8 protein-coding genes are annotated in these 13,570 nt (G+C 59.6%); 4 read left to right on the top strand and 4 right to left on the bottom strand.

The window, feature by feature from the left end; translation table 11 throughout:
* The first annotated feature begins 79 nt into the window (after positions 1–79).
* The 3 genes from ACP2YP_RS09370 (at position 80) to ACP2YP_RS09360 (ending at position 6,958) form a co-directional block, all read left to right on the top strand.
* Positions 80–4,204, top strand: coding sequence for a beta strand repeat-containing protein (locus ACP2YP_RS09370; RefSeq protein WP_426423842.1), 4,125 nt, complete (start codon positions 80–82; stop codon positions 4,202–4,204).
* 180 nt (positions 4,205–4,384) lie between these two features.
* Positions 4,385–5,485, top strand: coding sequence for an acyltransferase family protein (locus ACP2YP_RS09365; protein ID WP_426423840.1), 1,101 nt, complete (start codon positions 4,385–4,387; stop codon positions 5,483–5,485).
* A 126-nt stretch (positions 5,486–5,611) separates the two neighbouring features.
* Complete coding sequence (locus ACP2YP_RS09360; protein ID WP_426423838.1) at positions 5,612–6,958, top strand: acyltransferase family protein; 1,347 nt, start codon at positions 5,612–5,614, stop codon at positions 6,956–6,958.
* A gap of 5 nt (positions 6,959–6,963) precedes the next feature.
* Here ACP2YP_RS09360 and ACP2YP_RS09355 read toward each other — a convergent pair whose 3' ends face one another.
* From ACP2YP_RS09355 to ACP2YP_RS09340, 4 genes are all read right to left on the bottom strand, one after another.
* Complete coding sequence (locus tag ACP2YP_RS09355) at positions 6,964–7,974, bottom strand: acyltransferase family protein (RefSeq protein ID WP_426426092.1); 1,011 nt, start codon at positions 7,972–7,974, stop codon at positions 6,964–6,966.
* A gap of 80 nt (positions 7,975–8,054) precedes the next feature.
* A complete protein-coding gene (locus tag ACP2YP_RS09350; protein ID WP_426423836.1) occupies positions 8,055–9,161 on the bottom strand; it encodes an acyltransferase family protein in 1,107 nt (368 codons plus the stop codon).
* Positions 9,162–9,193: 32 nt separating this feature from the next.
* On the bottom strand, positions 9,194–10,534 hold the full coding sequence (locus ACP2YP_RS09345; RefSeq protein ID WP_426423834.1) for a hypothetical protein: 1,341 nt from the start codon (positions 10,532–10,534) through the stop codon (positions 9,194–9,196).
* Positions 10,535–10,548: 14 nt separating this feature from the next.
* Positions 10,549–11,772: an acyltransferase family protein gene (locus tag ACP2YP_RS09340; protein ID WP_426423832.1), complete on the bottom strand. Its 1,224-nt coding sequence runs from the start codon at positions 11,770–11,772 to the stop codon at positions 10,549–10,551.
* Positions 11,773–12,201: 429 nt separating this feature from the next.
* On the opposite strand from ACP2YP_RS09340, the gene ACP2YP_RS09335 reads away from it, so the two are divergent.
* Positions 12,202–13,557 (top strand): O-antigen ligase family protein, encoded by a 1,356-nt coding sequence (locus ACP2YP_RS09335; RefSeq protein WP_426423830.1) that lies wholly within the window; start codon positions 12,202–12,204, stop codon positions 13,555–13,557.
* The last annotated feature ends 13 nt before the right edge of the window (positions 13,558–13,570 follow it).

The raw sequence follows: 13,570 nt of genomic DNA, 5'->3' as shown, positions 1-13,570 counted from the left end.
TTTAGCCTTCATTATAACGTCACTGACAAACTCTGCCGCTATGCACGGGGCAACACAGCGGGCGTCACCAGGGGAAGTCATGGCAACCATCACCAGCACCGACCAAAACGTTCTCTCTGCGAGCGCGTTTACGAACTCCATCGGCGTCAACACGCACGTGTCGTATGCGTGGGGCAGCTACAACAATCTCGCGCTTGTCGAAGCAGACCTCAAATATCTCGGCGTCACCACGCTTCGTGACAGTTTGACGAACATTCCGGCAGCACAGCCCGTGCTCGACGGTTTGGCGAACGCCGGATACAAGTTCGATCTCGGCGTTTCATCATCGATCCCGGCAACGGGCGCGACGGGCCTTCAGCAATATGTCAACGCGCTCGAAGCATTCCAGGCGGCACACCCAGGCAGCGTCATCGCGCTCGAAGGCCTGAACGAAGTCAATCTCCAGGCGTTCAGCTACAACGGCAGCTCGACGATCGAGGCCGCGGCGCAATTTCAGCAGGCACTCTACAGCGCGATCAAAGCGGACGCGTCGCTCGCAAGCCTTCCCGTCTACAATCTGACCCTCGGCTACGACGATCCCGCCGATTTCGCCAGGCTCGGCAATCTCGGCTCGTTCTCGAATTACGCCAACTCTCATGCTTATGTCAGCACCGGCACCACGCCCGCGGCCGCGCTGGCATCGGCCCTCAATCTCGCGAGCTCGGTGGCTCCCGGCGATCCCTCGGTCATCACTGAAACCGGCTACTCGACGCTGAGCACGACGCCGTTCCTCGGCATAAACGAGTCGGCTGAGGCGAAATCGATCCTCAACACCTTGATGGATGCCTTCAAGGATGGCGTCGGCAAGACCTATCTCTATGAGCTGCTCGATCGCAACTCGTCGAGCAGCGATACCAATCCGCAGAGCCATTTCGGGCTGTTCTACGACGACGGGACGCCCAAGCTGGCCGCCACCGCGGTTCATAACCTGACCACGATCCTCCACGACGACGGAACCGGCCATAGCCAGCCGACGAGCCCGCTGAGCTACACGCTCAGCAACATGCCGGGCTCCGGTAACAGCATGGTGCTCGGCAAGAGCAACGGCGCCTACGATCTCGTCGTCTGGGCCGAGCCGAAGGTCTGGGATCCGACGACCAACACCGAGATCAGCAATCCGAGCCAGACCGTCACGGTTCAGCTCGGCGGCGTGCATCAGTCCATCAAGGTTTACGATCCCACTGGCGGAACGGACCCGATCGCAACCTACACCAATGTCAGCTCGTTCACGGTTCCCGTAAGCGATCACCCCATCATCATCGAAATCGACGGGGTATCGCAGGCAGCCGGGGGTCCGGCCCAGGCCACCGACGTCACCGGCACGGCTGCCCAGATCGTTGCGGAACTCGCCGACCTCTCCGCGTCGACGGCCTTGCATTCGATCACGCTCACGGACACCCACGTGCTCCCGGTCGCGTCGGTATCGACGATGGACTACATCATCTCGCACTACGGAAACGCCCTTGCGGCCATTCAGGGCGGCTACTCGTTCTCCGTGACGACCTCCACGACGAGCTGGAGCGAGACGAAGTTCTTCAACGCCACCGGTACGCTGACGGGAACGCAGACGTCGAACTTCAGCAACGGCGTCATCACCAGCAAATCGCTCGTCAATGTCGACTCAAGCAGCGACATGGTTCTGTACTCGGCCGGCGTGAAAACGCAGGAAGTCATCGTCGGTGCAAACGGCGCTAAGGAGACCATCAACTACAATCCGGACGGCAGCATCTCGAGCGATACCGTCATCAATTCGGACAAATCGGTCACGACGACGATTTACGCAAACGGCCTGAAGTCGAAAGTCTATGTCACCAATGCCGATGGAACGCACACCAACACGTTCTACGGCATCACCGGCCAAGCATACGCCACCCAGATTCTGACGACAAAGGCGGACGGAACGGTAACAGCCATCACCGACCTGCACGCCGACGGCACGACCCAGTACACGAAGGTGGTCAACGCCGACGGCAGCACCATCACCGGCCTCTACAACGGCGCCGGCCAGAAGACGTCGGAGGTGCGCAACTATACCGACGGATCGAGCTTGACCACGAACTACGACACCTCCGGCGCCATGACGCAGACCGTCGCCAAGTCCGCCAGCGGCACGACGACAACCAACTACATCGCGGGCGTGCAGGCCTCGATCTATATCACCAGTGCCGACGGCACCAAGGAGACGAAGCTGTTCAGCGGCGGCCAGCTCACGAGCGATCTGGTCCAGAAGACCGACGGGTCGTCGACGACGACGGTCTATGCGAATGGCGTCAAATCCAAGGTGTATGTCACCAACACCGACGGAACACATACGAACACGTTCTACAACATTACCGGTCAGGCCTACACGACGCAGATTCTGCAAACCAAGGCCGATGGGACGGTGACCGCCATCACCAACCTGCATGCCGACGGCACAACGCAGTACACCAAGGTCTCGAACGCGGACGGCAGCACCACCACTGGCCTCTACAACTCGGCCGGTCAGAGGACCTCCGTAGTGCAGAACTACGCGGACGGTTCGAGCCTCATCACGAACTACAACACGTCCGGGGTGGCGACACAGACGGTTGCCAAGACAGTCAGCGGCACCACCACAACGACGAACCTCAGCGCCGGCGTTCAGACGTCGATCTACATCACCAGTGCCGACGGCACCAAGGAAACCAAGCTGTTCACGGCCGGCGTGATCGCCAGCGATCTCGTCCAGAAGACCGACGGCTCGTCGACCATGACGGTGTTCGCCAGCGGCGTGAAATCGAAGGTGTATGTCACCAACGCCGACGGCACCCACACCAACACGTTCTATAACATCACCGGGCAGGCCTACACGACCGAGATCCAGAAACTCAAGGCCGACGGCACGATCACGGCGATCACCGACCTCCATGCCGACGGCACCTTGCAGTACACCAAGGTGGTCAACGCTGACGGCAGCGTGGTCACCGACCAGTACGACGGTACGGGCCACAAGACGACCGAGACTGTCAACTACGCTGACGGCTCGACGCTGACGTCCACCTACGACACCACAGGCAACGTCACGCAGACGGTGGCGAAGGCTGGCGGCGACGCCACGACGACCAACTACAGCAGCGGCGTCGAGACTTCGGTCTACATCACGCACGCCGACGGCTCGAAGGAGTCCGATCTCTACACGGCCGGCCACCTGACCAGCACGCTGATCCAGAAAACGGACGGCTCATCGTCGACGACGGTCTACAGCAACGACGTCAAGACCGCGACGTATGAAACGCATGCCGACGGCACGCACACCAATACGTTCTTCAACGTCACCGGCAAGGCCTACACGACCGAGATCCAGCAGATCAAGGCGGACGGCACCATCGCGTCGATCACCGATCTGCACGCCGACGGCACCCTGCAATATACCAAGGTCGTCAACGCGGACGGCAGCGTCACGACGGACCAGTACGACACCACGGGGCACAAGACGACCGAGGTGCAGAACTACACCGACGGCTCGACCCTGTCGTCTACGTTCGACACGTCGGGCAGCGTGACCCAGACGGTGGCGAAGGCCTCCGGCAACACCACGACGACCAATTACAGCAGCGGGGTCAAGACGTCGGTCTACATCACCAATGCCGACGGCTCGAAGGATACCCAGACCTATTCGAGCGGCAAGATCGCCAGCGACTACGTTCAGAACACGGACGGCTCGAACGCGACGACCGTTTACACGGATGGCGTCAAGGCGAAGATGTACGTCAACAACGCCGACGGGTCGCACGACAATTTCTACTTCAACGCGACCAACACGGAGCACGACTCCTACAACACTGCCGGCAATCTGACTTATGTCGACATCCTGAACTCGGATGGAACGCACAACGAGTCGGCCAAGGTCGCAGGCATCACGCTCACCGGCGGCACTGGAAACGACACCTTCGCGGCGGCCGGCGCCGGATCGACCACGATCTCCTTCAGCGGTGGCAACGACACGGTCAACGGTTTCCATGCCGGCTCGGCAACGGGCCACGACACGGTCGCGATCGCAAAGCTGATGGCCGCCGACTACGGCACTCTCCAGCTCAGTCAGTCCGGTGCCGACACCCTGGTCCACGTCACGGCGAACGACTCGATCCTGCTGAAGAACGTCGTCGCCGCGAACTTGAACAGCAACGACTTCCTGTTCGTCTGATCGAGCCGGAATTGCGTGCGGCGGGCCCCTCGCCGCACGCATCCGCATCGGCTCGCCCAGATGCGGCCGCCTTATCGCTGCGGCATTGCCTCATCCATCATCATCGCGCCAAAAATCAGGATTTGACCGATCACTGATGCGCTCGGTAAAATCGAGCACCAGCGCGGCATTGAGGCGACATTGACGGATATCGAGGGTGCGCGGTCCCCCAAAGGCGGGATCGTACCGGGAATTCAATACCTGCGCGGTTTTGCAGCCATTCTGGTGGTGATCTGGCACGTCAACTGGCTGGTCAGCCTGCCGCCATCTTACGGTGAGAGCCCGTTTACGCTCGCCGAAACCGGCCTGTTCGGCGTCGCGATCTTCTTCGTCATCAGCGGCTTCATCATCACGATTGTTTCATTCGGGACGGTCCGCAGCACGCGCGCGGAATTCTTCGTCCGGCGCTTCGTGCGCATCATTCCCTTCATGTGGGTATGCGTGATCGGATACAACCTGCTGTCGATCGCCGGCACGGCGAAGATCGATCCTCTCCCGGGCTTGCGAGCCATGGCGCTCTGGCCGATCGGCGAGCTGCGGCCCCACGTGGTCTGGACGCTCAGACACGAGTTCATTTTCTACATCCTGTTCGCAGTCACCATGTTGCGGCCGCGCCCTCTGTCATATGTGCTCGCTGCCTGGTTCCTTGCACCGTTGGCGTGGTACGCGGCGTCTCACCTGCTGGCGTGGCCAGAACTGCTGCAGCCCGAAAGTTCAGGCCTCGCGCTCGCGACCGTGGTCGGTTACGGCAACATCATGATGCCCAACCTTCAGTTCGGCATGGGTTTTGCGCTGGGCCTGCTGTGGCTGAAGGGGCATCCCCTCGTGCAGAGCCGATTCCCGGCGGCGTTCCTGCTCACACTCGCTGCGACCATCCTGGCAACCACCCTGGTCGGGGCGACACTGTCGGAAGACAACGGGCTCCGCGCCCTGTGCTGGACGCTGTTCGCGACGATCGTCGTCTGGCTGGGCGTCGTTTCGACGGAAAAGCCGGGATCGCTGCATTCCCTCGGCATGCTGCTCGGCGACGCCTCCTATTCAATCTACCTCACCCACGCCGCGACCGCGGTCGTGCTGATTCAGATATCCGCGCGTCTTCACAATCCATTGCCGAGCGCACAGTTCGTTATCGCCGCGGTGGTCGCATCGGTCCTCGCCGGGATCCTGATCCATTGGTATGTCGAGCAACCGCTCATTGCCTATTGCCGCAGGTTCGGACGCCGCCGCTCGATTGTCGCGTAGCGGCGATCGATCGGGCGAACGCCGCAATTCGATGCTATGCCAAGGCGGCCGCTCGGCCATGAATTGGCTTCAACTCCGTGGCATCCGCTGATGCCGCCAGAACAGGCGCATGAAAGGCCTACGAGCATGTCGCAACCGGATCGAGACGCAGAGCTCGCAACCGTTTCGTTGCCGGGCGCCCTCGGCCGCGAGCGCTCCTCCGCGCCGTCGCGCTTCTGGCGGCTGCCCGACACCATCCAGTCTGGCCTGGCGCGGCATGAAACCGCGGAAAGCATCCTGGTGAAGAACAACGGTCTCGGACCGGGTTTCAACATGATGCGGCACCTGCTGTCGCTGGTCATCCTGTCGCATCACTGCCGTGTCGCAGTTGCCGGCCTGTTCGCCGGGGCCGCCTTCGTCAAGAAGCTCGATGAACCCGGAATGGCCGTCTATGTCCTCAGGGATCCCGGCGCCGCTGCCTTTGACAAGATGGGCGGACTGACCGCGCTGTCCTTCAGCCACCTCCATGCGTCCGAAATCATCCAGGAATTGCTCCGACCCGGGCTGATCGCGCTCGTCGGAATGTTCTTCGCGCTCAGCGGCTTCCTGGTCACCGGCAGCGCCATCAAGAACCCGGATCTCAAGACGTTCTTCATCAACCGCGTGTTGCGGATCGTCCCGGCGCTCAGCGTCGAGGTGACGCTTTGCGCACTCCTGGTCGGACCGCTGCTGACGCAACTGCCGCTATCGCAATATCTGTCCGAGTACCAGTTCTACCGCTATTTCGGCAACATCGTCGGCCACGTCACGTTCGAGCTGCCGGGCCTGTTTCTGCGCAATCCCTGGCCGGAGATGGTCAATGCCAATCTCTGGACCCTGCCCTGGGAGCTCTGGTGCTACGTCTTCGCCTTCGCGCTCCTGCTTGCGCGCATGATCTCTGGTGAGGCGCCAAAAATCCGCTGGATCACGCTCCTGGTGGGCGCAGCGCTCCTCGTCGAACTGGTCGCTTACTTCATCGATCCCGCGACCTTCAACGTCCGGTCCGATTCGACGAGACTGGCCGGCTGGTACCTCGTCTTCATGTTCTTCTTCGGCATGGTGTTCCGTCTGCACGCCAGATACGTGCCGATCCACTGGGCAATCTTTGCGGCGTCGGCGCTCTGCTACGCGGCGATCATGTGGCTCAACGTTCTGCTGCCGCTTGCCGGGATCTTCCTGACCTATTGCACGGTCTATATCGGCATGCAGAGTTTCAAAGCATTCGATCGCCTGTTCAGCCAGGATCTGTCCTACGGCATCTACCTCTACGGCTTCCCGATCACGCAGGCGACGATCGACATCTCGCAGCGCGTGCTGGGGCCGGATCACCGTCTCTCGCTGGCGATGATCCTGCCGATCGTCATCGTGCTGACGCTCGGCTTTGCGGCCTTCTCCTGGAACGTCATCGAAAAACCGGCGCTGCGACTGCGCCGGTTTTATCAGAGGCCGGCCTGACGTCATCAAGCCGCCGGGCTCTGCGCCATTTTCCGCGCGAAGACGTACCGGAGCGTCCCATCGACGAACCGGCGCAGGCGCACCTCGATGATCTCGTAGCTGAGCGCGCTTGCGATCAAGGCGAGCGCCAGCCCAAAGACCGCGAATCCGCTCCATAGGAGCCAGCGATCGACACCGCGGTCGACCAGCTTCAGCCCGATGACCTGCAACGGGAACAACACGAACGGGTGAACGAGATAGAGGCTGTAACTGATCTTGCCGAGGTATTGCAGCGGCGCTGAACTCAACAGACCCGCCATCCCGGATCCCGTCGCCAGCACCATTCCGAACAGCAGAAAGCCTGGGATCAGCGCGGCAAACGGATGCAGCACGTCGAGTGCGGCATACATCGCGGCAAAACAGGTGAGCCCAGCAACGATGCCCACGGCTCCCGTCACCCGAAAGCGCAGATTGGTCGCGCTGAACAACATGCCGATCACGAAGAAGGCAGTGATCGGCCAACGCAAGATGCATAGGAAGCCGATAAGGATCAGTGGCGCCGCAAGCCACCAGCTCTTCAGCCGCACAACGGCACCGAAGCACAACGCAAACAGGATATAGAACGCCCATTCGTAGGTCAGCGTCCAGGCGTTTTGCTGGGCGATCGGAAGTCCGAGTGCGTCCTGCACGAAGAACAAATTGGCGAAGAACACTTGGAGATAAGTCGGCAGGTCGATGCCCCGGAAGAACTTGTATCCGACGATCGGGCCGGCCACGAACAAAGCCATATGCAACACTACGAAGACCGGCATGATGCGCAGAACGCGATCATACATGAACTTTCCGATCGACCCGTGCCGTACCAGGCTCGCGGGAATCAGAAAGCCGCTGATCATGAAGAACAGTTCAACGCCATGCCCGCCCGAGTTGAGCACGGCCTGAAGCCACGGCCAGATCGGCGGCAGAAAGCCGGGATTGGGGATGTCGTAGACGCCCCCCTTCGGCATGTCGCAAAAATGATCGATCAGGACACTCATCGCGGCCACGCCGCGGAGCCCCTGGATGGACGGCACGAAGCCGCCACCGGCCTCGGCATAAGACGCGCGCGCCGGCGTCGTCACTCGGCCACCTGGCTTCGCAGGGACGGCTGGAGCGAAACCGAAGCAAAAGCCCGAGGGGATCGGAACCGTTGCCCGAAACTGATGCAAGGCTTTTCGACCGTCAGATAGGTCAGCCAACTGACGAGGACCGACGCGACGACCACGGCAACGGTGTACAGAAGCCATTGCAGCGGACCGTTGCCGGCACCGAAGAAGTAGAAGATCACGATCATGGCGAACGACCCCATCAGATAGACTGAATAACTGATCATTCCGACGAACGACATGAAGCCCCAGGCAGCCTTCTCTCCAAGGGCTGCGGCGCCAATGAAAACGAAAGCAGCCGCGATATAGGCAGCGCCCATTCCGTAAGCGCAAAAGAAGTTCTCCTGGTAGGAGATGCCGTAACGCTTGTACGCGACGCCAGCCGCGAAGGTCACATACAGAACCGCGCAGATTCCCACGTGGCGCCAATTCAGCTTGCCCTCCATCACGGTGTCGCGGATCACCTTGCCGAAGAACATCGCAGTCAGATCAAGAGCCAGCTCGAGCACGCCCCACACCGCGTGAATCTTGATCAGCGGAAACGCAACGATGCCGACGACGGACGCTGCAATCACAATTTGGAACGCAGTCAGGCGTCGCTTGAGGAAACCGGTCGCGAATAGACCGATGCAGCTAATGTAGAACATCAATTCCACCGCCAGGGTCCAATAGGCGATCCGGATGTTCGGAACGCCCATGAACATCTGGAACATGGTCACGTTGGCCGCGACGTGCGACAGCGGAATGGCCTTGCCTTCGATAACCGGGGAGAGAATCAACAAGACGACGATTGACAGCCAGTACGCCGGATAAAGGCGGAAGAACCGGCTGATGGCGAAGTCCCGAACCGGCGCGGCACTGTTCGGAAAACTGTAGGGGATCACGAAGCCGCTGACAAAGAAGAACAACACCACGCCGAAACGCCCGAAGTTGAAATACTCGCCGAGCGCATGGTGAAACGTCCAATAGTAGCTTCCGGTCGGCTGATTGAGCACGATCTGCTCCAGCGAGTGCTGGAGTACGACCGACAGCACAGCGATGCCGCGGAGCGTGTCGATGAAGGCCAACCGTTTATGCATCACAAACTTCCTTGGGTCTTCCTTGGGTCGACTTACGAAGCGGGCCGCGGCGCGTTCGCTCCAATAGCCGGACGCTCGTCTTCCAACAGATTCGCGCGTGCCAAATTCGGTCGTCGAGAAGGCTCTTGGAGAACGAAAGACGCCCGACGCGAGAATACAGTGGAGAAGCTCAGCGCGATCATCAGAAGCCCTGTAGAGGGACCGTAGTTTAGAACCGTGATCGTAAAAAGATTGACCGTGAAGATCAGCGACAACTTGTAAACATCGGTGACCAGAAATGTCGCCCGGAACACCGTCCACATGAAAACGACAAACGGCAATCCGAACATGAGGTACGTACCGATGTAAAAATTGTCGACCGGCACCCAATACGAAACCAAGTTCGAAAACAATTGTTGCGGGTAGTTGAAACAACCCGCGCCACACCCGGTGATGAAGCCAACCGGCATCAGCTCGCTCATGTACACGAAAGGCAACTGCCAGCTGTTGTTGATCCGGTCCATGATGCTGAACAGCAGATCCTTGTTGCCAACCGACGCACCGGAAGCCAGCAGAATGAGAATTCCCGGCACAAAGATGGAGACGAAGGACGTCAGTGCGATCCCTCGCAGGGCCGAGAACTTCATTCGTTCCGGCAAGCTCCGCACGATGAGCATCAACACCATGTAGAGCAAGAGCACGAGCATTGTCGTCTTGCTCGTGGTCAATTTGATCGCATAGATCGCAATCGAACCGAATATCAAGCACCACAAGGTGCTCCGACGAATCGAGGTCACCACGAACGTGACCAGAATGAAGAACGCCGCCATCGTATTATCTGCGGCAAAGCCCGAGAGCCGTTGCTCCGCGGCAGCCCACCACAACCGCCCCGCCTCTCGGACCGCGCCGAACGACTCATATTTGAAGCCGGTCCACGGCATGGTCGTGTATTTGGACAGGAATACGCCAATGACGGAAGCGTAAAACACGCCCGTGAAAATCATCAGCAATTTCTTGTACGATCCGAGATCATTGTCGCAAAACGAGAAGCCGACGAATACGGGAAGCATCATCTTGAAGGATGATGAAACTGCATTGACCGTGCCCAGAAAAAGGTACCCGATGCCGAGCGACAGCACCATCTGGAGCAGAAAAAGAACGGCTATGATACTTCTGTTCCGGACGATGCAGCGCTGGACAAACAAGCCGATGCACAGCATCGCGACGACGTCCGGCAGAAACCAAAGCGCGCCGACGTGCAAGATACTCGTATAATATCGCATCGCGCCGCCGAAGGCGTCGCGGAATATATAAAGCGTGAGTGCCACGGCCTCTAGATTGAAGCCAAAATCGACCAACGGCCTGTTCTGGGGAGCTGCCGTAAGAGCTGCCATGCGTACCGAATTCCCTAGTTTGACGGCCGTGCGGACGGCACGGCGGGAGACGACGACAGATTGGGAATCTTGCCGAGGATATTCCTGGTTAGTCTGCCGCCCGGAAGCTCGACGTAGCGATACGTCAGATTTGACAAAGCCAGAACAGCGGCGAGCACGGCAACCAGGTTCAAGGTGGTGGACAAGCCCGGATAAACGGCATCAAGCGCCGCGATCGGCCGCGGCCCCAACGCCCGAACGAAATATTCCGCGAGCAGGACGACGAACGCGTGCACCATGTAGATCGAATACGATCGCGCGCCGAGCCAAACCAATGGCTTGGCGACAAGGACCGGTGGCACGATGGCAGCATTCGGAAACGCGAGAAGGGAGCCAAGAAACACTGCGAATGTAAGAGGCGCGGCGAAGCTGGTCCAAGGATAGGCCTCTGCGAACGAAACATTCGCGAAGGTTGCAGCCATGGCGACCAACTGAAATCCTCCAAGCCAGTAGGGGCTGGCTCGACGAACACCGCTTGGCAGCAGCGAGACCGCCTTTACCGTGAGCACGCCAAGGAAAAAACTCGTAAAGCAACGCAAGATACCAAAATCGTATTGGGCTCCGAGATCACGTTTCCCGAGAACCAGCGTGAGCGTGAACCAGCTTGCGGCAACGAGCACCACTGCGGAAACGTAGAGCCATCGAAGCGAACCGAGCCTTTGCGCGATAAGCACGACGATGCCAAAGACGAGGTAGGTGTAGAACTCGACGCTAATGCTCCAGCTCGGTGCGTTCCAGTTCAAGTAGTGAACGAACCCCAGCGAATGAAGCAGGAAAATATTCAGGAAAAACGAATATGCGTTGTTCACTTCGAAGGCCGCAGGAACCGCGACCATGACTCCGGCCATGACGAGCCCGATGCGAACCAACCGAAACAGAAGCGTGACGAAAAGCATCACGATATGAAGCGGGTAGACGCGTGCGAAACGCCGGACCATGAAATCGCGCAAGGAAAAATGACCGAAGTCCGAATGCACGTAGCTTAGTGACATCACCATGCCGCTGAGCACGAAAAACAGATCGACGAGAAATCCGCCGCTGCGGAAGAACGGGCCGTCGATCCACGCGTGGTTCGGAAATGCCGCCAGGAAGGTGGGCATCAAGATCACATGGTGAATGACCACGGTAACCGCGGCAATTCCTCGAATGCTGTCCAGAGTGAGGACATGCGCTTTCTCGCGATGAACGGCCACCGTCACGATAATTTCCTTGCACCTTGCAGTGCAGCATTTCTACTGGGCATTCGACGCGAATACAATGTCCGGCCCGGCACCTGTCGCATGCATTTCGATTGGAGGAGTCGTGCCCGTCGGAAGGAGCGGTGCGAGGGTTAATTTGCCGCAGGCAATACACCTACAAGCGATGATTAAGCGTCCGTCTGCCCTATGGATGAGCAGCGTGCCGTCTTTGCCTTCTGCGGAACAAGAGCCTTCTGCGGAACAAGAGGCTTCCCGCTCAACGCACCGTTCGCGTTAATTTTGTAATTTTGTGCGCCTCGCATGTTCGCGAAACTGCGCGAATAGCCTACTCATTCGGCACGAATGTGGCAAAAGAGCACCGAGCGTTGGGAATTGGAATACTCGGGAATTGAGATAAGGAGTCGCGGCGCGGCTCTTCGGGAGTTGATCTTGCACAAGGTTTCGCGGTTTGCGGCGATCGCGGTATTCATTCTGGCCCCGCTCCCGTTCGGCTCCGCCGAGACGGTCTGGATCTGCGTCTGGACGATTCTGCTCGCGTTCAGCCTCGCCACCGCCGACCTGCGCAGCGCGACGGTCGACGATTTTTACTTGTTGCTGCCGCTGTTCGCCGTTCTCGTTGTCGTCGCGGCCGTGATCACAATGCAGTTGTGGCCGAATCCATTCTTTCATCAGGCCGATGCGGCGTGGGCGGTTGCACGAGATGCAACGGGAGGAAATCTACCCGACCGAGTCTCGATCACCGCAAACGGTCCCTGGCTCGCGTTCGGCTATCCGCTGCTGCTCGTGCTTGCCTTCACGCGCGCGGTCTATATCGCGACCGACGCGGAGGACGCGCGGCAACTGCTGCGCATCCTCGCCTGGACGGGGCTTGCCTACGCGGTCTACGGAATCTTTGCCGAAATCGGCGATCCGACAACGCTTCTGTTCCGCCGCAAGGAAGCCTATCTGGGCTTCGTCACCGGCACCTTCGTCAACAGGAACACGGCTGCCACCTTCTTCGGAAGCTGCGCTCTGCTGTTTCTGCTGCCATTGTTGCGCTTCATCTACCGCCAGGATCGGCCGAACCGACCGCCTTCGCGGCGAACGACCGCGCTGATCGCATACTATCTCGCCTCACCATTGGCGCTGGGAGGCGGCTTTGTCGTTTGCCTGGTCGCAACCGCCATGACGGGCTCGCGCGCAGGGCTTTTGCTGCTGATCCTGACCGTCTTTCTGGCGACCGCGCTCTTCTTTGCGCCGCTGCGTGTCGGCAAGTTTCGCCGCTGGGGATGGCTCGCCGGCGTCGCCGTCGCGCTGCTCTTATTATTTCAGCTTGTCGGCGGCGCGGTAGCCGGAAGAATTCTGACCTACGGCCTTGTCGATGAACAGCGGTTCACCGCGTACCGAACCACATTGACCATGATCCGGGAGCACCCGTTGCTTGGGATCGGATACGGAAACTTCGAGAGTGCCTTTCCGGCCTACAGGCCGGATGCGCTTGGCAGCCTCGGAATCTGGGACCGTGCGCACAGCACGCCGCTCGAGCTCGCGGTGGAGCTCGGCATCCCTGCCGCGTGTCTGATTATAGTCACATGTCTCTGGTATCTTTACCATTTGTTAAGCGGAAGCTTGCGTCGGCGGCGCGACCGCTACATACCAATCATCGGCGCAAGTGTGGCGACGCTTGGCTTCCTGCATACGAGCATCGATTTCTCGTTGCAGATTCCGGGATTCGGCGTGTTTTTCGCGGCGATCACCGGCTGCGGGCTGGCACAAAGCAGGCCCTCATCCGAGCAAAAAAAGTAGCGTAGTTGCGATT

Origin of the sequence: Bradyrhizobium genosp. A, from assembly GCF_049949275.1 — a bacterium.
In the GTDB taxonomy this organism is placed as follows: Bacteria; Pseudomonadota; Alphaproteobacteria; order Rhizobiales; family Xanthobacteraceae; genus Bradyrhizobium.
This window is presented reverse-complemented; position numbering and strand designations above follow the sequence as displayed.

Coding starts and splice junctions, on each gene's coding strand:
- ACP2YP_RS09355 (WP_426426092.1), bottom strand. CDS start 7,974: ATGAGTGTCCTGATCGATCATTTTTGCGACATGCCGAAGGGGGGCGTC.
- ACP2YP_RS09345 (WP_426423834.1), bottom strand. CDS start 10,534: ATGGCAGCTCTTACGGCAGCTCCCCAGAACAGGCCGTTGGTCGATTTT.
- ACP2YP_RS09360 (WP_426423838.1), top strand. CDS start 5,612: ATGTCGCAACCGGATCGAGACGCAGAGCTCGCAACCGTTTCGTTGCCG.
- ACP2YP_RS09350 (WP_426423836.1), bottom strand. CDS start 9,161: ATGCATAAACGGTTGGCCTTCATCGACACGCTCCGCGGCATCGCTGTG.
- ACP2YP_RS09370 (WP_426423842.1), top strand. CDS start 80: ATGGCAACCATCACCAGCACCGACCAAAACGTTCTCTCTGCGAGCGCG.